The organism is Lysinibacillus antri (assembly GCF_003977595.1).
In the GTDB taxonomy this organism is placed as follows: domain Bacteria; phylum Bacillota; class Bacilli; order Bacillales_A; family Planococcaceae; genus Ureibacillus; species Ureibacillus antri.
Genome location: NZ_RYYR01000001.1, coordinates 102,187 through 122,352 on the forward strand (window position 1 = coordinate 102,187; position 20,166 = coordinate 122,352).

General features: G+C 36.5%; 20 protein-coding genes, 5 pseudogenes and 1 riboswitch. Of the genes and pseudogenes, 3 read left to right on the forward strand and 22 right to left on the reverse strand.

Annotation, left to right across the window (positions count from 1 at the left end; all coding sequences use genetic code 11):
- Position 1: 1 nt before the first annotated feature.
- The 6 genes from EK386_RS00520 to EK386_RS00545 form a co-directional block, all read right to left on the reverse strand.
- Positions 2-379 (reverse strand): hypothetical protein, encoded by a 378-nt coding sequence (locus EK386_RS00520; protein WP_126657055.1) that lies wholly within the window; start codon positions 377-379, stop codon positions 2-4.
- Positions 380-389: 10 nt separating this feature from the next.
- Complete coding sequence (locus EK386_RS00525) at positions 390-596, reverse strand: stage III sporulation protein AC (RefSeq protein ID WP_122971858.1); 207 nt, start codon at positions 594-596, stop codon at positions 390-392.
- A 139-nt stretch (positions 597-735) separates the two neighbouring features.
- Positions 736-1,293, reverse strand: coding sequence for an elongation factor P (efp, locus tag EK386_RS00530; RefSeq protein WP_126657056.1), 558 nt, complete (start codon positions 1,291-1,293; stop codon positions 736-738).
- A gap of 13 nt (positions 1,294-1,306) precedes the next feature.
- Entirely contained in the window at positions 1,307-2,368 is a 1,062-nt protein-coding gene (locus EK386_RS00535) for a M24 family metallopeptidase (protein ID WP_126657057.1), read from the reverse strand.
- A 16-nt stretch (positions 2,369-2,384) separates the two neighbouring features.
- Positions 2,385-2,813, reverse strand: a complete 429-nt coding sequence (aroQ, locus tag EK386_RS00540; RefSeq protein ID WP_126657058.1) for a type II 3-dehydroquinate dehydratase — start codon at positions 2,811-2,813, stop codon at positions 2,385-2,387.
- Positions 2,814-2,851: 38 nt separating this feature from the next.
- Positions 2,852-3,304: a hypothetical protein gene (locus EK386_RS00545; protein ID WP_126657059.1), complete on the reverse strand. Its 453-nt coding sequence runs from the start codon at positions 3,302-3,304 to the stop codon at positions 2,852-2,854.
- Positions 3,305-3,437: 133 nt separating this feature from the next.
- On the opposite strand from EK386_RS00545, the gene EK386_RS00550 reads away from it, so the two are divergent.
- Positions 3,438-4,373 carry a DUF1385 domain-containing protein gene (locus EK386_RS00550; protein WP_126657060.1) on the forward strand — a complete coding sequence of 312 codons (936 nt, stop codon included), beginning with the start codon at positions 3,438-3,440 and terminating at the stop codon, positions 4,371-4,373.
- Between the two features lie 128 nt (positions 4,374-4,501).
- A pseudogene (locus EK386_RS00555) lies at positions 4,502-5,254 on the forward strand (TSUP family transporter).
- Between the two features lie 107 nt (positions 5,255-5,361).
- Here EK386_RS00555 and EK386_RS00560 read toward each other — a convergent pair.
- The 5 genes and pseudogenes from EK386_RS00560 to EK386_RS00580 form a co-directional block, all read right to left on the reverse strand.
- Positions 5,362-5,979, reverse strand: a pseudogene (locus EK386_RS00560) (ribonucleotide reductase barrel domain-containing protein); the annotation flags it as partial.
- Positions 5,980-6,240: 261 nt separating this feature from the next.
- Positions 6,241-6,795 (reverse strand): annotated as a pseudogene (locus tag EK386_RS00565) (ribonucleotide reductase barrel domain-containing protein); the annotation flags it as partial.
- Positions 6,796-7,124: 329 nt separating this feature from the next.
- Positions 7,125-7,778, reverse strand: a pseudogene (locus EK386_RS00570) (ribonucleotide reductase barrel domain-containing protein); the annotation flags it as partial.
- A gap of 423 nt (positions 7,779-8,201) precedes the next feature.
- Positions 8,202-9,008: pseudogene (locus tag EK386_RS00575) on the reverse strand (ribonucleotide reductase barrel domain-containing protein); the annotation flags it as partial.
- Positions 9,009-9,253: 245 nt separating this feature from the next.
- On the reverse strand, positions 9,254-10,087 hold the full coding sequence (locus tag EK386_RS00580) for a lipoate--protein ligase family protein (protein ID WP_126657065.1): 834 nt from the start codon (positions 10,085-10,087) through the stop codon (positions 9,254-9,256).
- 101 nt (positions 10,088-10,188) lie between these two features.
- Here EK386_RS00580 and EK386_RS00585 point away from each other — a divergent pair, with 101 nt between their 5' ends.
- Positions 10,189-10,572, forward strand: a complete 384-nt coding sequence (locus EK386_RS00585) for a rhodanese-like domain-containing protein (RefSeq protein WP_126657066.1) — start codon at positions 10,189-10,191, stop codon at positions 10,570-10,572.
- 242 nt (positions 10,573-10,814) lie between these two features.
- On the opposite strand, the gene EK386_RS00590 is transcribed toward EK386_RS00585, so the two are convergent.
- From EK386_RS00590 to comGA, 11 genes are all read right to left on the reverse strand, one after another.
- The gene (locus tag EK386_RS00590) at positions 10,815-11,072 is read right to left on the reverse strand and encodes a DUF4282 domain-containing protein (RefSeq protein ID WP_126657067.1); all 258 of its coding nucleotides are present in this window, start codon (positions 11,070-11,072) and stop codon (positions 10,815-10,817) included.
- A gap of 110 nt (positions 11,073-11,182) precedes the next feature.
- Positions 11,183-12,652, reverse strand: a complete 1,470-nt coding sequence (gcvPB, locus tag EK386_RS00595) for an aminomethyl-transferring glycine dehydrogenase subunit GcvPB (protein WP_126657068.1) — start codon at positions 12,650-12,652, stop codon at positions 11,183-11,185.
- Positions 12,645-13,991, reverse strand: a complete 1,347-nt coding sequence (gene gcvPA, locus EK386_RS00600; RefSeq protein ID WP_126657069.1) for an aminomethyl-transferring glycine dehydrogenase subunit GcvPA — start codon at positions 13,989-13,991, stop codon at positions 12,645-12,647. The genes gcvPB and gcvPA overlap by 8 nt, the downstream gene beginning before the upstream one ends.
- A 21-nt stretch (positions 13,992-14,012) precedes the next feature.
- Entirely contained in the window at positions 14,013-15,116 is a 1,104-nt protein-coding gene (gene gcvT, locus EK386_RS00605) for a glycine cleavage system aminomethyltransferase GcvT (RefSeq protein WP_126657070.1), read from the reverse strand.
- Between the two features lie 347 nt (positions 15,117-15,463).
- Positions 15,464-15,557: riboswitch (glycine riboswitch) on the reverse strand.
- Positions 15,558-15,683: 126 nt separating this feature from the next.
- On the reverse strand, positions 15,684-16,196 hold the full coding sequence (locus EK386_RS00610) for a shikimate kinase (protein ID WP_126657071.1): 513 nt from the start codon (positions 16,194-16,196) through the stop codon (positions 15,684-15,686).
- A 198-nt stretch (positions 16,197-16,394) separates the two neighbouring features.
- Positions 16,395-16,859 (reverse strand): competence type IV pilus minor pilin ComGF, encoded by a 465-nt coding sequence (gene comGF / locus EK386_RS00620; RefSeq protein ID WP_126657073.1) that lies wholly within the window; start codon positions 16,857-16,859, stop codon positions 16,395-16,397.
- Entirely contained in the window at positions 16,829-17,146 is a 318-nt protein-coding gene (locus EK386_RS00625) for a hypothetical protein (RefSeq protein WP_126657074.1), read from the reverse strand. Before EK386_RS00625 ends, comGF begins: the two co-directional genes overlap by 31 nt.
- The gene (locus tag EK386_RS00630; RefSeq protein ID WP_126657075.1) at positions 17,133-17,573 is read right to left on the reverse strand and encodes a pilus assembly FimT family protein; all 441 of its coding nucleotides are present in this window, start codon (positions 17,571-17,573) and stop codon (positions 17,133-17,135) included. Before EK386_RS00630 ends, EK386_RS00625 begins: the two co-directional genes overlap by 14 nt.
- On the reverse strand, positions 17,570-17,881 hold the full coding sequence (comGC, locus tag EK386_RS00635; protein WP_246027552.1) for a competence type IV pilus major pilin ComGC: 312 nt from the start codon (positions 17,879-17,881) through the stop codon (positions 17,570-17,572). The genes EK386_RS00630 and comGC overlap by 4 nt, the downstream gene beginning before the upstream one ends.
- Before the next feature lie 49 nt (positions 17,882-17,930).
- Positions 17,931-18,998, reverse strand: a complete 1,068-nt coding sequence (gene comGB, locus EK386_RS00640; protein WP_126657077.1) for a competence type IV pilus assembly protein ComGB — start codon at positions 18,996-18,998, stop codon at positions 17,931-17,933.
- The gene (gene comGA, locus EK386_RS00645; protein WP_126657078.1) at positions 18,979-20,010 is read right to left on the reverse strand and encodes a competence type IV pilus ATPase ComGA; all 1,032 of its coding nucleotides are present in this window, start codon (positions 20,008-20,010) and stop codon (positions 18,979-18,981) included. The genes comGB and comGA overlap by 20 nt, the downstream gene beginning before the upstream one ends.
- Positions 20,011-20,166 lie beyond the last annotated feature (156 nt).

Genomic DNA, 20,166 nt, shown 5'->3' on the forward strand with positions numbered 1-20,166 from the left:
CTTACTGAAGCTTTTCTAAAATTGACGAGAAATTCGTTAGTACTTTTGCAAATTCGCTAGTCCAATAAATGAGCAGTACGATACGGACTGAAAACATCACAAGTTCACCAAATGTTCCATATTCTTCTTCATCAAATAATGACTGAAAAAACAACCCTATCTGATAAAATAGTGCAGAGTACACAAGTTGAGGTACATAAGGCACTGTTGAAGCATAAGAAAGTAGCTGCTCTATAAATGGAATAGCGAGCATCGACAGTAAAAAATATAATAGTACGAAGAAAAATATAATGACAAATAGTCCGTGTAGTTTATGAATGGTTTCTTTAATAAATATGAGAAGTAAAATTAAGATGACAGCATACATTAAGTAGTTCATTTTGTGTTACCTAGTTTAAATTGAGCCATTGGAAGAATGTAAGAATGTCGTCAAAGAAAAGCCGTAAAAATCGAATTAGTTCAGCTGTGATATAAAGATATGCAATGAAAAATATAAAAAATGAAAATTCCTTTTTGCCGATTTGCTCAAAAAAAACATGAAGTAAAGCAATAATGAGCCCTACCCCTGCTACTCGCAAAACGTCCTGTAACTCCATTACGACGCCTCCTTGTGTAAGGCAATATATGAGCTTTGTCCATTAAATAGACCAAGCACCAAATAAAAAAGTCATCTACCTTAAAGATAGATGACTTAGATTTTCTATTTAATTAAGCTTACTGAATGTGCATTACAGGTTATGCACGAGAAACGTATGAACCTTCAGTAGTGTTAATAATTAATTTATCGCCTTCATTAACGAAGAATGGTACTTGAACGACTAAACCTGTTTCCATTGTAGCAGGTTTTGATCCACCTGAAGCAGTGTCGCCTTTAATTCCTGGCTCTGTTTCTTTTACTTCTAATACAACCGTGTTTGGTAGTTCTACTCCTAACATTTCACCTTGATACGTTTGAATGTGAACTTCCATATTTTCAAGAAGATATTTTAACTCTTCTTCAATTTGCGCTCCTGCTAATTCTGTTTGTTCATATGATTCCATATCCATGAACACATGAGAATCACCTTGTGCATATAAATATTGCATTTTACGGTTATCGATTTGCGCCTTCTCTACTTTTTCACCTGCGCGGAACGTTTTTTCTGTTACGTTTCCGTTACGTAGGTTACGTAATTTAGAACGTACAAATGCTGCACCTTTACCTGGTTTAACGTGTTGGAAATCTAATACACGGTATAATTGGCCATCAATCATAATTGTAAGACCAGTACGGAAATCGTTTACTGAAATCATGAATATTCCTCCATTATAAAATAATTAGTTCTTTTGTCGAATGTGTTAATTTTTCATTACCTGTTTCTGTGATAATAATATCGTCTTCAATACGAACGCCACCTATGCCTGGTAAATAAATACCCGGTTCGATTGTTACAACCATATTTGGTTCTAAAACTGCTTCTGAACGGAATGAAAGTGCAGGACCTTCATGAACTTCTAAACCAATTCCATGACCAGTTGAATGTCCAAACGCTTCACCATAGCCCTTCGATGTTAGATAATCACGAGCTACCGCATCTGCTTGAATGCCTGTCATACCAGGACCAACCTTTTCCAACGCTAAAAGTTGCGATTCTAAAACAGTGTTGTACATGTCGATCAGTTTTTCAGAAGGTTGCCCCACTGCGATTGTACGTGTTATATCTGAGACATAGCCATTATATAATGCACCGAAATCAAGTGTGACGAAATCACCCTTTTCAATCACTTTATCTGTGGCAACTCCGTGTGGTAAGGCACTACGCACGCCGCTTGCAACGATTGTGTCAAAAGAGGATGAAGTTGCCCCAAGTTTTCGCATGAAAAATTCTAATTCATTCGATACTTCAAGCTCAGTCAAGCCTGGTTTTATAAACTTTAAAATATGAGTAAATGCTTGATCTGCAATCTCACATGCAACCTTAATAATATTAATCTCTTGTTCAGTCTTAATCAAGCGTATTTTTTCAATTAATCCAGAAAACGGCACTAAATCAGCTTTTAATAAGGATTTATAAGTTTCATATGTCCCATAAGTCATTGTATCTTTCTCGAAACCTAATGTTTTAATACCCATTTTCTCTACTTGATTCGCAACTTCCTTGTAAAGAACACCATCATGTTGAACAATTCGAAAATCTTGAACTTGTTTTTTAGCTTGCTCCGTGTAACGAAAATCCGTAATAAATACCGAATCATCTTTCGATACAATCACTACACCCGCACTACCTGTAAAGCCAGTCATATAACGACGGTTAAATTCATTTGTAATCAGTAGCCCATCGATATTATTTTCTACTAACGCTTTACGCAACTTTTCTAATTTTAACATGTCAAAGATCCTCTCTTTATTGTTCTAAGAACTTTCTAATGGCTAGCTCATAGCCAAATGTACCTAACCCGCAAATTTGCCCTACACATTCTGCTGCAAGTTTTGATTCATGACGAAATGCTTCTCGCTTATGTATATTGGAAATGTGCACTTCTATGACAGGCACATTTACCGCTGCAATGGCGTCCCTAAGCGCAATACTTGTATGTGTATAGGCACCAGGATTAAAAATAATCCCATCCACTCCAGTATCCTCCGCTTCATGAATCCAATCGATTAGTACTCCCTCGTGATTCGATTGCTTAAAATCCAAAGTTGCTTGAAATGACGAAGCGAGAGATGTACATTTTTCTTTCACATCCTCCAACGTTTCGCTGCCATAGATTTCTGGCTCACGTTTACCTAACCGATTTAAATTGGGGCCATTTAATACTAATAGCTTCATTCATTATTCTCCTTTATTAGCGAAAAATTACCACTTATTTATTTTATCACAGTGTCTTTATAGGGCAACTTATTTCGTTCAGCATGAGCGCGATAATGATATGCAGCCGTTTCGAAGACGAATCGAGCAGTGACAATCACCGTTACCATAAAAGGAATAGATAATTTTTTAAAAGACGATAACTCTGCTGGTAATTCAAAAATAAACCACTCAATAATCAAAGCTAATAATGCGCCAATAACTAATGAAGTTAAAAAATGCGGAACAAGAATGATATATTGCATAATTAAATAAAAGATCAATGTAATGAGAAACACGATAATTAATAGGAATAACCACTTGATGGACCAATGACTATTTTCAAGAATACCTAACCTTTTTGTATAGCCTACTGGACTCCACTTAACAAAATGGAATAGTGAAAGTACTTTCATTGAAATGGTTAGAAAAATCGACGCAAAAATACTCGTCACAACAGCTAAATAAATCATTTACAACACCTCTTTTTTATGTTAGTTTCCCCATAAATAAATTTCGTTATGCGAAAATGTAGAGGTTTTGCATAAAATTTAGTACAATAGTATAGCTATTAGTTTTATATTTTGAGAGAGTGGTGTACATAATTTGAGTAATTCAGCACCTGTTTATGGCGGTCAAGCACTTCTAGAAGGCGTTATGTTTGGTGGACAGGACCATACCGTAACAGCAGTCCGCAGAAATGATGATTCAATAGATTATTACTATGCTAAAAAACCAAAAAAGCCAATTTTTCAAAAGCTAAAGAAAATTCCTTTTGTTCGCGGTGTAATAGCATTAATTGAATCTTCAGGTCTCGGAGCAAAACATTTACAATTTGCAAGTGAACGTTATGATGTTGACCCAGGTGAAGAAGAGGTTGATGGCCCAGAAATGTCAAAGCTACAAATGATTCTTGGTGTCGCGGTTGTCGGGGTTATATCATTTATATTTGGTAAATTTGTCTTCACTTTAGTTCCAGTTTTTTTAGCAGAGTTATTTTCTCCATGGGTAACAGGGAAATATCCTCAAATATTCCTAGAAACAGGGTTTAAGCTCATATTACTCCTTGTGTATTTATATTTTATATCGATGACACCGATCATAAAACGGGTCTTCCAATATCACGGTGCGGAACATAAAGTAATCAATTGTTATGAAGCGGGCATGGAGTTAACGGTTGCCAATGTCCAAAAACAATCTCGCTTACATTATCGTTGCGGCTCCAGTTTCATTTTATTCACTGTAATCATTGGAATGTTCGTTTACTTCTTCTTCCCGACCGATCCATTATGGTTACGTATTGTCATTCGTATTTTATTAATTCCTGTAGTACTTGGTATTTCCTTTGAAGTGCTTCAAGCGACAAATGCACTACGCGATATTCCAGTTTTAAAATACTTTGGCTACCCTGGTTTATGGTTACAATTATTAACAACGAAAGAGCCGAAAGACGAAATGGTTGAAGTAGCCATTGCTTCCTTTAATAAGCTCCACGAAGTTGAAAAAAATCCAGAGCTAGCAATGGAATTACATCATGATTAATGTAAAGCGTGTTTGGTACAAGCCAAGCACGCTTTTTTAACGTAATTTTTTGAGCACGCATGCACAACTCCCGACAGATTCGATAATATCGCAGAAATTAGGGAGTTTACAGCACGGAACTAGATTTAATAAAAGTTCTATTATTAGTTTTCTTCGGGTTTGTCGGGGCATTCATTAATGCAACGGTGGGTGGCGGTGGTTTGATTACGTTACCGGCACTATTATTAGTGGGGCTCCCCCCTTCCACAGCCATTGCAACAAACAAACTAGCCGCTTCTATGGGAAATTTAACAGGTACTTTAATCTTCTTTAAAGCAGGCAAAGTTGACTTTAAACTAATCGGCCCCATTTTACCCTTTGTCTTTATTTTTTCCATGTTCCGCGCTTGGACCGTCCATTTGATTGATTCGGAAATTTTACGTCCCCTAATTATCGTCATGCTCGTCATCGTTCTTCTTTATACACTATATAAGAAAGACTTCGGACAACTGGAAGATTGAAAACCATTTACGTGGAAACGAAGAATTATCTTTTTTGGTAGTTTAGTATTGATCGGCTTTTATGATGGCTTTTTCGGTCCTGGAACGGGGTCATTTATTATCCTTATCTTTCTAATTATGGGCTTTGATTTTTTACAAGCTGCCGGAAATGCCAAGCTATTAAATTTTATTAGTAACATTTCCGCGCTCATTCTGTTTTTGTTTCTCGGGGAAGTCGTCTTTTCTTACGGCTTAATTATGGGAGTATCGATGATGGCAGGGGCTTTCTCCGGTACGAAATTTACATTAAATCGAGGAACTACCTTTGTTCGTCTACTTTTCATTGTCATGACAGTTGTGCTAATTATTAAAAATAGCTATGACTACTTTTGGGCTTCATAGTTTACATACAAAAACGCCAATTTCCGATAATTAGAAATTGGCGTTTTATTGTTAAGATATAGAGACTAGTTTTTGGTTACTTTAAAACTGGCGAGTGAATTTTACACTTATAATCCACATTTTAGTTGGGCACCACAGCTTGTACATGTATTACAACCACCTAGTTCTTCTACAGTACCTTGTCGACATACCGGACAAGTATTCCCTACTTCAGAACCAATTGTCACGTTTGTAGTTGTTAGAGGGGCAATCGTATCCACTAAAACTACAGGATTTTTCCCATTCACTTTTTCCTCTAACACTTCATCGAATGCTAATTGCTCATCATGGGAAGATTCCGCTTTTAATGTAAGCACCTGTGAATCACGGCTACCATCCACGTAGACCGTACCACCTTTTGCTCCACCTTTATATAGACGTTCATATACTTTTTGAACTTGCTCCACCGTATAACCTTTAGGCGCATTCACTGTTTTTGAGATAGATGAATCGACCCAACGCTGAATCACACACTGAACATCTGCATGCGCTTCAGGCGATAATTCCATTGAAGAGATGAACCAATTTGGTAGATTGTTCTCATCAACTTCTGGATGTCGATCGATATATTCTTGAACGATTTCTGCCTTCACTTCGATAAACTTACCAAGTCGACCTGAACGGTAATATACGAAGGAGAAGTAAGGCTCAAGCCCAGTTGCAACTCCGACCATTGTACCAGTACTCACTTTTGTTACTCTCTATATAGAGGACGGGATTATTAGTACCCGTTCCATATGTCGCCATATGGGTCAGACTATATCATCAACCATTTTAGAATGTCTTTTTCAAATGGTTGCTCGGCATGTAGTCGTTGAGGGGTCAGCCACGACTTCCCTGCGGATTGTCTGGTAGGCGAAAACCAACACTTTTACGTTTTTACCCTATAGTAGCTGGCAAAGCTAGGTAGTAAAAGATACGCCAGAGTTTCCCGCATATAGCCAAGTTTACGCTACATTTTTACAAATGTATGGGGCAATATGTTTACCCGTTGGTGCAACAGTTAATAAATGAGAGTTACGAATACCATTTTCTAAAATTCCTTGACGTACATGCTCAGGCATCTTTTGCATGTAGCCTGTATTGATAAAGGCTTGTCTTAAGCGATTTGTTTCTTCTTCTGTCTCACCTTGTAAGAATGGGAAGCTTCCGCGCTCTTTACCAAGCTCAATCGATGTTTCATACGCAGCAACGGCGATCGTTTCAAAGATTTTATCAACTAGTTTATTGCCTTCTGGTGATCCATATTCTTTTTCACAATAGATGAGTAAGTCTGCTAGTCCCATCACACCAAGACCGACACGACGCTCCCCTAATGCTTGTTTACGATTTTCTTCTAAGAAGTATGGAGTTGAGTTAATAACGTTATCTTGCATCCGCACACCGATTTGAACCGTTTCGCGTAATGCATTATAGTTTACTGTTTTTGTGTCCTTCTCTGCAAACTTAGCTAAATTCACCGCAGCTAAGTTACAAACAGAAAACGGTGCAAGTGGTTGTTCCATTTTGTTATCCTAAAGGCTTTTTATCCTCTAGTTCTACCCTTTCATTTCAGCATGCTCCATTTATTGTAATCCTTATTCCTATGAAGCATGTCTTCACACCCCTTAAATCCTAGCTTTTTTGGAATTTTTTTGGTTGTGCAGAGGTAGTTCAGCATATCTCTTCACTTTTTCAAGTGTTGCGGTCTCTTGCCCGGATTATAGTCTACATAAGTAGGATCACCGAGTATGCGTTGCCCCTGACTAACGCTTTACCATTAGTCTTCGGTTCGGATTAGCGTCTCAGCCTTCCCGCTTTATCCCGCAATTTTTAACGTGAGGCGAAGTCCACCACACGGATTTGTCGCTACAACCTTTTGTCCATATGCACGAGCATTGGTCATGTCGTTCGCGTTATCGATAAAGAAAATCCCTGGTTCAGCAGCATAAGTTGCACAAATATTAATTAAATTCCACAGTTCACGGGCTTTAATTTTGCGATATGTGCGAACTCTATGACCAAGCGCTTCCCACTCACGAACATCCCCTATTTCATGCCATTTTTCATTATAAATAGCCATTTCTTCAGGCGTATAGTTCGCAACATCCGGGAATCGAAGTTCATAATCTTCATCGTTTTCAATCGCTTGCATGAAATCTTTTGTTAAAGTAACAGATATATTTGCACCTGTTAAAAACTCCGGATTATGAACGCTATATGTTCCACCGTCACGAAGTTTACCTTCTGCGTCTTTAATAATTGCTTCGCTAAATCCACCGTAACCAGGAATGTTTTTATAATTTACAATGCTTTGATACATTGCTTCTTCTTGTTGTGTTAATGGTTTAAATTTTAATTTTTCATTTGCGAGTGATGAGATTAACTCTTCATTCGTATTTTCAATTAGGAACCGTAAAATACGTGGATTTTGCATTTTTGAAATGATGAATTCCACTATATCTGGGTGCCAATCTGCTAGCATAATCATTTGAGCCGATTTCTTGCGTAAGTTCGCTACACTTACTCTCTATGTCACCATAGATGTTGAGACCATATCTTACATCATTGTAGATGCCCTCGCACTTCGGAATGGCTTCATCCCTACTCTACTCGCTTCCATGCCTTGATGCCTTGCATGTGCTTTCGATGGCCGTTGAACCTTCTCCATTTTACAGGAACTTGGCTGCTGATAATCTTTATCCCTCTACTATTTTTAAGCATTCACGCTTACCGTTTCCAGTTACGTTGTAGCTAGTAGAGCATTTATAATACTTATTCTCACATAATTAGTCAGAAGCATTGTTAAACTCTATTTTGTATTATAAACTTCCATATTTATCACCCTTATTTTGCTAAGTGAAAATATTTCAGTAAAAGACTTCCCAGCAGTTCACGAGGTATTTTATAGACGAGGCACTCTCAATTAAACTATTCTCTTACCACGTCTTGACCCACCTTGTTCAACCAGATGCGTCAGTTTTGCAATGTCATCAAGCCATGATACAGAACCACTTGATTTCCCATTGACACCGCGCGCTAGTGTATTTCGTGGACGAAGGGTTGAACCATTCGTACCAACTCCACCACCACGGCTCATAATTTCCATTACCGATTTACGATGGTCACTGATTCCTTCTCGGCTGTCCGGGACAAATGGCATTACGTAACAGTTAAAGAACGTAACTTCTGTTTCTGATCCAGCACCATAAAGTACTCGACCAGCAGGAATAAATTTTAATGAAACGAGTTGTTCATAAAATTTATTAAACCATTCTTGTCTTTTTTCTTCGGTTTCTTCTACAACTGCTAACCCAGTAGCATTTCGTTTTGCGATTTGTTCATAGAAAACTTCAAGAGGCTTTTCAATCACATCTAAGGAGCGAACAATAATGCCTGTTTCTTGTTCTGTTTGCGTATCAAGTACATGTCGATATTCTTCCTCAATTAAGATTTCTGCCTTTTTCGCTTCAAAGTCAATTGATTGCACATACCCTAATCCTCGCGCAGGAAATTTTGGATCTTCCTTCACCGTTAATACGACAAAATCGCCAGGCTTTAATGTTTTCTTTTCAGTATCCTTAAATGAATAGCGGTCAATCATCACCAGTCTTGATACACCTTTATGGGTGATTTTCATATCTGGTGTGATTGGATGAACTTGAGGAAATTGCTCAATGTCCTTGTTAAGTTGTTCTACGAGGATGGTTGCTTGAGTCTTACTTGTCATTACCATCTGCCAGCCTCCCTTACAATAATATATCTAGTATCACATACATCATACGATAACACAATATATTGTGCATCAATCATGTACGTAATACTAGATATGGTTTTTTATTTTAATTACTAGAAAAGATTACCTCATAAAAAATATCATTGCAAGGGCTTGATTTTTTCAAAACGGCACAAAACCTTGAAAATATAAGATTTTCAACTCTAAAAAAAATTTTCACATTTTAGAAACGTACGTTCTAATTGCTATTTTCTAAAATTCCATTCATCTGTCAAGTATTTTGTTTCTTCAAGCTGTTTTACATATTCAAGTTGCTCAGCTGTTAACTCGTAAGGCACTAGCTCAATATCTAACGCACCCTCAAACCCATTTCTAAACGCCGTTATACATTGAGGGATCGTAATCGTTTTATCTGTTAATTGATTAATCGCTACAGCCTTTTGTGGTAGCTTTCTTCGCATTCTTTCTTTTACTTCTGGGGATGAGAATTTAAAAACGGATAATAGTTTTTCATCATCAAGATCTAGTAAAATGGCACCATGTTGTAAAATAACACCTTTTTGACGTGTTTGGGCACTTCCCGCTACTTTCTTCCCCTCTACAACAAGTTCATACCAGCTTGGTGCATCAAAGCAAACCGCGCTTTTTGGATTTTTTAAATCCGCTCGTTTTTCCTCTGTATCCGGCACACTAAAATAGGCATCTAACCCTAAGTTTTGGAAACCAACGAGTAACCCTTCACTAAGAACACGATAGGCCTCCGTGACAGTTGCTGGCATATTTGTGTATTGTTCAGACACGATAATGCTATATGTTAATTCATGTTCGTGTAACACAGCTCGTCCACCAGTTGGCCGTCTTACAAAACCTAGACCTTGAGCCTTAACAGCATCTAAATCAATATCTTTTTGTGCACTTTGGAAATAACCGATAGAAAGAGTGGCTGGGTTCCATTCATAAAAACGAATAACAGGAGGAATTTTGCCTTCACTATGTAGATCCAATAATGCTTCATCTAACGCCATATTATATGACGGACTACATGGTCCAGAGTTTATAAAATACCATTTTGCTTTCATCACTTCATCTCCTTAACATAATTACCATTTTAACAAACTCATTGGACTATCGCTACTTTCTCTTTTATAATGGATATGAAGATAGAAAGGGGAAATAGTTAGTGGAAGTACTTTATACAATTGCTATTATACTAGGTCTAATTATCATATACGTTCTAGTAAATATGCTACGACTTAAAAAAGCAGTAACGAATTTAACTCAGGATGAATTTATTCAAGGATATCGAAAAGCTCAACTAATCGATGTTCGTGAAGTAAAAGAGTTTGAAGCAGGTCATATTTTAGGTGCTCGTAACGTGCCATCAACACAATTACGTCAACGCTATAAAGAAATACGTTCTGACCTACCTGTTTATCTTTACTGCCAAAATTCCGGGCGTAGTGCTCGTGCTGCTCTTTTCTTAAAAAAGAAGGGATACAATCAAGTTTACCAATTACAAGGTGGCTTTAAATCTTGGACTGGTAAAGTAAAATCAAAAGCATAATAAGAAATTCTTACTATATCTTTTGCGTTAAAACGACAATCAAAAAATGGGATGGCTCAAAAGTAATTGAGCCACCCATTTTTCAATATATATATATCTGTTTTTTTAGGCCATTTTTTTAAAATAAACGCGTCGAGCTATGTCGAAAAAGATAGAAAAAAATGAGTTTCTTCCTATTAAAATAAACCATTCTTTTATATATGAGTTTTTTTCGTTCAATAATCAATACCTTAGTTCTAAATTTATTTTTCGTTGATCTCTTTTAACACTTCATAAATTTTAAAAAACACAATGGCAATTTCGCAATAGATTCGTACAATTAACGGACCAATTATGATGAATATAAGACCAAAAAGGGCCCCTAAAAACTCCCCTGTAACAATACCCGTTAAAAACGCAATAATCCCCATCAAAACGGAAATTGCAGCGCCTATCCAGAATAGATACTTAATAATTTCACCTGTAATCAATCGATCAAAGTTAATGAATTCTTTAAGCACCTTTCCCCTCCCTCATGTCACTATATTAATGCCTTGTGAAAATTAAAACCTGATTAACTTGTCCTTTTTCGAAAAGAAAAGACGCCCCCATTAAGAGGCGCCTTCCATAATTATGCTTCTACTTTTGTATATCGTAGAACTGGCGTACGAGCAGCACGTGTTTCATCCAAACGGCTTATAACCGTTGTATGAGGTGCTTCTTGAACGATTGAAGGGTTTTCTTCCGTTTCTTTCGCAATTTGAATCATCGCGTCACAGAATGCATCTAACGTTTCTTTTGATTCTGTTTCGGTAGGTTCGATCATCATTCCTTCTTCCACATTTAATGGGAAGTAAATTGTTGGTGGATGATAACCGAAGTCTAACAAGCGTTTTGCGATGTCTAAAGTGCGGACACCCAGTTTCTTTTGACGACGACCAGATAAAACAAATTCATGTTTACAATGGCGGTTATATGGTAGATCGAAGTAAGCTTCTAAACGACGCATCATATAGTTTGCGTTTAATACAGCATATTCAGTTACTGCTTTTAATCCATCCGGGCCCATTGAGCGGATATACGTATAGGCACGAACATTAATACCAAAGTTCCCGTAGAAAGGTTTTACACGTCCAATTGATTGTGGACGATTGTAATCAAAATGGAATGATCCATCTTCTGTTTTTACTAGAACTGGTTTTGGTAAGAATGGAATTAAGTCAGCTTTTACCCCTACAGGACCTGAACCAGGACCACCACCACCGTGCGGACCAGTAAATGTTTTGTGTAAGTTTAAATGTACGCAGTCAAAGCCCATATCGCCAGGACGTGCTTTTGACATTACGGCATTCAGGTTGGCACCATCATAGTACACTTTTCCACCAACACTATGAATAATTTCAGCCATTTCTAAAATATTCTCTTCAAATAAACCTAATGTATTTGGGTTCGTAAGCATAAGAGCGGCTGTATCTTCCCCAACTACACGACGTAAATCATCTAAGTCTACTAGTCCATCTTCATTTGATTTAACTGTGATTGTTTCGAATCCAGCAACAGTTGCACTTGCTGGGTTTGTACCGTGTGCTGAGTCAGGAACGATTACTTTCGTACGGTGACCTTCTCCATTTGCTTCATGGAATGCGCGAATCATCATTAAAGCAGTCCATTCACCATGCGCTCCAGCAGCTGGTTGTAATGTCACTTCATCCATACCTGTAATTTCAACTAATGAGGTTTGTAATTCATATAGTAATTCCATCGCACCCTGTATGGTCGATTCATCTTGTAATGGATGAACATTTGCAAACCCTGAAAGACGTGCAACATTTTCATTGATTTTCGGATTATATTTCATTGTACAAGAACCAAGAGGATAGAACCCAGAATCTACTCCATGATTACGACGAGATAGTGCCGTATAATGACGCATAATATCAAGCTCTGAAACTTCAGGTAGTTCCGCAGCTTCTTCGCGAACATATCCTTCTGGTAATAGTTCATTCAGATCAAAATCTGGTACATCTAAATCTGGTAAACTATAACCTACTCGCCCTTCTTTAGATAACTCAAAAATAAGAGATTGATTTTCGTTATGCATTATGAGCCCCCATTTCTGCAACTAGTGCTTCAATTTCCTCTTTTGTACGTAATTCAGTAACAGCAATTAACGCATGGTTTTCTAATTCAGGGTATACACGGCCTAAATCAAAACCACCGATAATGCCCTTTTCTAATAAATCTTTATTCATTTCAGTTACAGATTTATTTGTTTTTACAACGATTTCGTTAAAGTGTGCTCCTTGGAATGGTACAACAAAACCTGCTTTCTCAAAGGCATTTTTTGCAAAACGAGTTTTTACAATGTTTTGTTTTGCGATTTCTTGCACACCTGCTTTACCAAGTGCTGTCATCGCAACAGAAGCTGCAAGAGCAAGTAATGCTTGGTTCGAACAAATATTTGAAGTCGCTTTTTCACGGCGAATATGCTGTTCACGTGCTTGTAACGTTAAAACATACCCACGGCGTCCTTCTTGGTCAACCGTTTCACCTACTAATCGACCAGGGACTTTACGCATTAATTTTGTCGTTGTTGCAAAGTATCCACAGTATGGTCCACCGAAGCTTTCAGGAATACCAAATGGTTGTGCATCCCCTACAACGATGTCTGCTCCAAGTTTTCCTGGAGGTGTTAATACGCCCAGTGCAAGTGGGTTTGAAGAAACAACAAATAAGCTTTTTGCATCATGTGCTAATTCACCAATTGTTTTAATGTCTTCTACTTGACCAAAGAAGTTTGGATATTGAACCATTACTGCAGCCGTGTTGTCATCTAGTAATTCTTTTAAAGATTCAACGTCCGTCACACCGTCTTTAGTTGGAATTGTTACTACTTCAATCGATTGACCATATGCATAAGTTGCAACTACATCACGATATTCTGGATGAATAGCATCAGAAACTAAAATTTTACTACGACGCGTATGACCTGCTGCTAACATACCAGCTTCAGCTAGAGATGTTCCGCCATCATACATCGACGAGTTTGCTAAATCCATACCTGTAAGCTCAGCAATCATCGTTTGGAATTCAAAAATTGCTTGTAATTCCCCTTGAGAGATTTCTGGTTGATATGGTGTATAAGCTGTATAAAACTCAGAACGCGAAATGACATGATCTACAATAATTGGTTTATAGTGATTGTAAATACCAGCTCCTAAAAAAGATACGTTCGTGTCTGTATCTTTATTTTTAGCCGCTAATTGTTTTAATTCTTTTAATAATGCTGATTCTGACTTCGCCGCTGGAATATTATATAAACCTTGGAAACGAACTTTTTCAGGGATGTCTGAAAATAATTCATCAACACTTTGTACACCAATTGTCTCTAACATTTCTTTTTGATCAGTTTCCGTCATTGGAAGATATCGATGTTTCATGTTTAAATACCCTCTTTTCTTTTATTTTGAGCGTTTATAAAAAGGTGTTGCCACTATGATTGCTTTTACTTTTTTATTACGGATTTCGATTTCTACTTCTGTCCCTAACTCAGTAAGCTTCGAATCAATTAAAGCTAAACCAATATTACGTTTTGTTAAAGGTGATTGTGTGCCTGTTGTGATTTCCCCGATTTCTGCACCGTCTTTAAATACTTTGTATCCGTGACGTGGGATTCCTTTATCAATCATTTCAACGCCAACAATTTTACGAGGTAAGCCATTTTCTTTTTGTGCTTTCAATGCATCCTTACCAATAAAGTCGCTTTCCTTTTGTAACTTCACGGCAAAGCCAATACCTGCTTCAAGCGGCGTAATATCTTGTGATAATTCTTGACCGTAAAGAGGTAGACATGCTTCAAAGCGTAATGTATCACGTGCACCTAACCCAGCAGGAACGACACCCTTTTCTTTACCAGCATCTAGAATATTATTCCAAAGATCGATAATTGCTACCGGTGCACCGTATAATTCAAATCCATCTTCACCTGTATAACCCGTACGAGACACCAATACATCGTGTCCACCTACATTTACATTTTCAATGAATTTAAAAGTTTTTATTTCTGATAGATTCGTATCTGTTAATGTTTGTAGAATTTCTTCGGAAAGTGGACCTTGTAGTGCAATTTGTGCATATTCATTTGACTTGTTCGTAACGGTTACGTCACCTTGAACATGCTTCTTCATCCACTCGAAGTCTTTTTCAATATTCGCTGCATTCACACATAGTAAATAGCTATTTTCTTTTAAATAGTAAACAAGAAGATCATCAACAACGCCACCGTTTTCATAACACATTGCGTTATATTGTGCGCCGCCAATGGCTATTTTTGAAATATCATTGGATAGTAAGTTTTGTAGATAATTGAGGGCATCTGCACCTTCTACAAAGATTTCACCCATATGGGATACATCAAAAAGTCCAGCACGATTACGCACTGCATCATGTTCTTCTTTGATTGAAGAAAATTGGACTGGTAATTCCCAGCCTCCAAAATCAATTGTTTTTCCACCATACTTTGCATATTCTTCAAAAAGTGGTGTTCTTTTTAATTGGTTTGTCATTTTATATCCCCCTTTAAATTTAACTAAAAGCGTGCAATTTCAAATATTCAAATCATTAAAAATATAAGAAGGTTAAGGAACAACGCATCAGAATATATTATTTTGGTTCCTTTACAACAAAAAAAGGACAGAAGAATCCCTCTACATGTTTGAGGAATCCCTGTCCTTGCACCTGAAAGTTACACCAAAATAACAGACTCTTCGTCTAATTCCTTGGCTTTCCCCTTTGGTGGCTATCATTATCCCTCCTGCAATAAAAACGATTTTTCACATGTTATACAAACACGCTCGTATTCGCTGAATGCAAGAGATAAAAAAATCCAGATAAATAGCGCTCTCCAGAGATGCGTCCTGTACGAGTCTTTTTGCCTGAGAGATTCATAGTTCATCACTACTTGCTCCTTCGGCGACGCTCTTCACGTTCTCTCCCCGCACAATCATCCGCACGATATTTGAATTGAAATCTTTATTGTTCTTTTGCCTATATCCTAACATTAATTGTAATGGGTTGGCAATCTTTTTTTAAAACAGTGCAAAATCCGAACGTTTTACATGTATAAATTAAAATCATTCGCATTTCAACCGTTTCACTTGAAATCCGATATATTCTACGATTTGTCTCAATGTCCGTCCACCTGTTAGTACTCGAATATGCCCAGATTCACGGTAAAATTTTCTTCTCGTATAAAATAGTTGTTCAAGATCTTCTTTTGTAGAACGTTGAACAATCGGTCGATTTTTATCATTTTTTATACGGGCATATATATCTTCAAATGTTGCATCTAAAAAAAATACTAACCCTGTTCGACGCATTATTCTTCGATTTTCTTCTTTCATCGCAACACCGCCACCCGTTGCAATAATGCATGCCTCATTACGGAAATTTTGCAAAAACTCCGTTTCTAAATTTCTAAAATGCGCCTCACCATACCGTTCGAATATTTCTGGAATAGACATTCCTTGCTGACGTACAATTTCATGATCCATATCATAATAGGGCATTTTTAAAAAGTAGCTTAATCTTCTACCGATCACACTTTTACCACATCCCATAAAGCCCACTAAATATATCTTCCGCATCACTTTCACCTTCTTTACTACCAAAAATCAACCTACTTACTTCCAATTTCCTCTAGTAGGTTTATCGTAGCACGAACATTGGCGAATTCCAACGAATTATATACATTTATTTGCGTTTCGAACGAAAAAATATAATAAGAAACAAAAAAGGTCGTTACAAATAGCAAAATGATTGCCACAAGATAGCTCCCACCCTCGTTACTCATTAAATACTGGTACATAAAAGGTCCTCTCCCTTTCTAATCCACTCGTAAATTTAACAGTTATAGTTAGCAAGTTTCCATTTAACGAGAAATCAGTGGATTGGATTCCTATCAATAAAGGTACATATCCTTGATCGTTTGTTCGGAGTCGAATAATATCACCATACCGTTGTATTTGCTTTATTTTATTTGAATCGACATATTTAATTTCGATTTTTTCATCTTTTTTTTTATATAGATGGAGACTTTTCACATCCACAAAATACTGTTGAATATCTTGAACAAACAATTCCCACGAAACTTGCTCGTTATTTAAAAGTGAATTATTCATTTGGTTAATCCAGCTATACGTATAGATTAGTAAGTGAAGAAATAATGCAAAGACGATAAAATGAAATAGCGCTTCAATGAATGTGTATCCTTTTGAATTTATTCGATTTCTCCAATTTGACTGATACATTTCTTCCTTTCCCCATTTAAATTTTTGAATTCAACACAAATTTTTTCGCCATCATAGTCCCAATTAAACTGATTATGATCGATTGTATTTACACCGCTAAAATGATTTTCATGAAGTATTACTTTTGCTGCCTCGTATGCAGTTTCTGAAGCATAGAGCTCTAATTGTTTATTATATAAAGTACTATACATACGGTAGGAAAGAGGAATCAGGGTAGACGCAATTGTGAATAGAATAACTAATGTCAGTAAGGTTTCAACAAGGGTTATTCCCTTATAGTTCAACAATTTTCATCCGTCCTTTTTGTATATTCACAATAATTTGTCTTTCACCTAATGGGGTATGAAATCGTATTGTTCCAAATTCCCAAAACTCTCCTGAAAAAACCGTAATTTTTCTTAAATTACTAAATTTTATTAATTGAACTTCCGGTGGATAGCTTCCTTCTACTATTTTTTCGCGAGTATTTTCATAATAAGCTTGATAACTTCTATCACTGAAAGAAAAGTAGATTAGTCGGGGCTCACTTAAAGAAAGCGCTTGAACTCGTTGGATGTCTAGTTGAACTTGTTGAATAAACTGATTCACACTCTGCTTTTCAGAAATTTTCATAGCAAATTGATAGACAATGGAACTTGTGATGATTAAAATCGAAAGAACAAGTAACATCTCAAGTAATGTAAAACCGTGATTATTTCGTATTAATTGATTCATGATTGACCACTGACATTTTCACTAACTTTTGCACCATCTCCATCCACTACCACACTTCCATCTTCCTGAATGATTACCAAGTCTCCATTTGGACAAGTCGTTTCATTCTCTTTTAAATAGCTAGCTTCGACCAATTCATTTATAGAGGTCGGGAATTTTTTTTGATCAATTCGATAAGCTTCAACTTGTCCCTGCACCATGTTAACGTACGCTTCACATCCCTTTTCATCAATTGTGGCAAAATGCTTTGTTACATTCGGAATCGTAATTAATATGAGAACAGAAATGATGAGTAAAACAATTAACATCTCAATTAACGTAAACCCCTTTGAATTATTCAATGATCATTCACCTCGGTTAGAGTATTTCAATTAATTCATACATTGGAAGTAAGACACTTAAATAGGCAGCTATTATGCAAACTGCAATAATGACAAATAGAGCAGGTTGGATGATGGATAGACTTGTCTTGATTATGGATTGGAGCCTTTCATCTAATAACTCACAATAAATCAGTAGCTCCCTTCCTAAGTAACCGCTTTTTTCACCATGCTTGATAAAATCCTCAAATTTTTGAAAAAAGTAGGACATATTCGAAATTGCCTGAGAGAGTGAGTCTCCATAGATGACCTGTTTTTCAAGTATTGAGGAGACATGCGCTAAGTATTGATTGAATTGTTGTCGTTGTAATATATTTAAAGCTTGTTGTAATGACAGACCACTCACTAATAAATTGCCCAATGTATTGGATAGCTGCCTTGTCATAATTAATCGATAAAAATAATTTATAACTGGTATTCTAGTTAATAAATCTAATCGTTGTGCCACTGTTAATTTTTTGAAATAAATTAGAAAAACGAAGAGAATGAGTACCACTAGACATAGTGTTGCAAAAAGATAATCAGGAAGGTGAAGAAAAAAACTTGATAAGTGAAGGTTAGATGATTCCTCATTTTGCCTGGAGGAAACAATGTAATGTATACTCGGTAAAAAATATGTTCGAAATGCAATAAACACAGTTGTTAAAACTACCATTAATAATAAAGGATAGCTTAATAGTTTTAGTAACTTCTTACGCATCTTCTCGTTAAAATTTATTTGTCTCGCAACGTGTTCTAACGCACTTGCCATTTCCCCATTTTCTTCTGCTATCTTCACCGCAATTAAATAATGACTTGGTATAGGGAATACTTTTAAAATATCTACTACATCTTCCCCATTTCTTAACTTTTCCTGAATGGTATTGTGCCAGTAATGAACTTGATCCACGTGATAAGGTAGTAACATTGAAATGGAATCCGAAAAGGTATACCCTTCCTTGAGTAAAATACTAATTCTACCTAAAAAGGTAGACATATCTTTTACTTTGCCCCTTAATTTCGACAATTCAATTTTACGTTTAATTTTATGAAATAGTTGTAACACTCGGTTCTTTCACCTCTAGTGAAGAAAGTTGAAATGTCAATGTTTCTTTAATCGGTAGCCTATATTCGTCGCCACGCATAGTAGAGTAAATGGCTTCTACTAAATTAAAGTCGCTTAAAATTTCAAATAAAGCTTTTCTATCATCTTCTTGCTCTATCTGAATTAAGCATTGCGCAACAATTCCAATAAGCGCTTGTCTCATCTCCTCTATCGAAATTCCTAAATCCATTAAGCGATATAAACAATTGACAGTATCTTTTGAGTGAATCGTCGATAATACTAAATGTCCCGTAAGTGCTGCTTCAATGGCAATTTTTGCAGTTTCTTTATCTCGTATTTCTCCAATCATAATTACATCCGGCGAATGTCTCAATATCGCTTTTAACCCTGTCGCATACGTTACGCCAGCTCTTTCATTAACTTGAATTTGCAATAGCTTGGACTGGTTACTTTCGACTGGATCTTCTAGGGAAATGACCTGTCTTGCAAGGGAATCACTACAATAATTGACTAAGGAATAAAGTGACGTCGTTTTGCCTGAGCCAGTTGCCCCGCAAAATAACAGTAGTCCTTGCCGATTTGATACGAGTTGGATTAATTTCTCTGCTGAAGTTTGGTTATAACAAAGTGAAGCAATTGGATGACGTGAATTTTGTAACATTAAACGAATCACAAGGCTTTCTTTTTTAAAAACAGAAGGTAATGTGGATATACGAAATGCAAACATTTTCTCTTGAAAGTTTTTTTGAAATGATCCACTTTGAGGTTTACGTTTCTCACTAATATCGAGAGCAGATAAAAACTTAAAATACGAAATCATCCGATCCCCTAATTCAAAGGGACTTTTCCCAGCAGGAAAGAGCTTCCCATATTTACGAAAATAGATTGTGTAACTTTCGTTTGTTGGTAACACATGAATATCCGAAGCACCAAAATGAATTGCTTTTAATAATAATTGCATACTTTTATTTTCTACTACCGATTCAATGTCCAATGAAAACACCTCTTTCATGTAGTATTTTATTGACCGCAAACTGATTAACGAAAGTATATAATGGTAAATTGAAGTTTGGCACCTAATACTTAAACAAAAAATTTTGGCTCATAAAAAGCAAGCCAAAATTTACAATTGTAATGAATATATTTGATTTTCCTTCTTTTTCATTTA

Coding starts and splice junctions, on each gene's coding strand:
- EK386_RS00580 (WP_126657065.1), bottom strand. CDS start 10,087: ATGAAAGCAAAATGGTATTTTATAAACTCTGGACCATGTAGTCCGTCA.
- gcvPB (WP_126657068.1), bottom strand. CDS start 12,652: ATGCATAACGAAAATCAATCTCTTATTTTTGAGTTATCTAAAGAAGGG.
- aroQ (WP_126657058.1), bottom strand. CDS start 2,813: ATGAAGCTATTAGTATTAAATGGCCCCAATTTAAATCGGTTAGGTAAA.
- gcvPA (WP_126657069.1), bottom strand. CDS start 13,991: ATGAAACATCGATATCTTCCAATGACGGAAACTGATCAAAAAGAAATG.
- gcvT (WP_126657070.1), bottom strand. CDS start 15,116: ATGACAAACCAATTAAAAAGAACACCACTTTTTGAAGAATATGCAAAG.
- comGC (WP_246027552.1), bottom strand. CDS start 17,881: ATGTTAATTGTTTTACTCATCATTTCTGTTCTCATATTAATTACGATT.
- efp (WP_126657056.1), bottom strand. CDS start 1,293: ATGATTTCAGTAAACGATTTCCGTACTGGTCTTACAATTATGATTGAT.
- EK386_RS00610 (WP_126657071.1), bottom strand. CDS start 16,196: ATGCGGAAGATATATTTAGTGGGCTTTATGGGATGTGGTAAAAGTGTG.
- EK386_RS00525 (WP_122971858.1), bottom strand. CDS start 596: ATGGAGTTACAGGACGTTTTGCGAGTAGCAGGGGTAGGGCTCATTATT.
- comGF (WP_126657073.1), bottom strand. CDS start 16,859: ATGTATCAGTCAAATTGGAGAAATCGAATAAATTCAAAAGGATACACA.
- comGA (WP_126657078.1), bottom strand. CDS start 20,010: ATGAAAGAGGTGTTTTCATTGGACATTGAATCGGTAGTAGAAAATAAA.
- EK386_RS00545 (WP_126657059.1), bottom strand. CDS start 3,304: ATGATTTATTTAGCTGTTGTGACGAGTATTTTTGCGTCGATTTTTCTA.
- EK386_RS00520 (WP_126657055.1), bottom strand. CDS start 379: ATGAACTACTTAATGTATGCTGTCATCTTAATTTTACTTCTCATATTT.
- EK386_RS00630 (WP_126657075.1), bottom strand. CDS start 17,573: ATGAATCAATTAATACGAAATAATCACGGTTTTACATTACTTGAGATG.
- EK386_RS00535 (WP_126657057.1), bottom strand. CDS start 2,368: ATGTTAAAATTAGAAAAGTTGCGTAAAGCGTTAGTAGAAAATAATATC.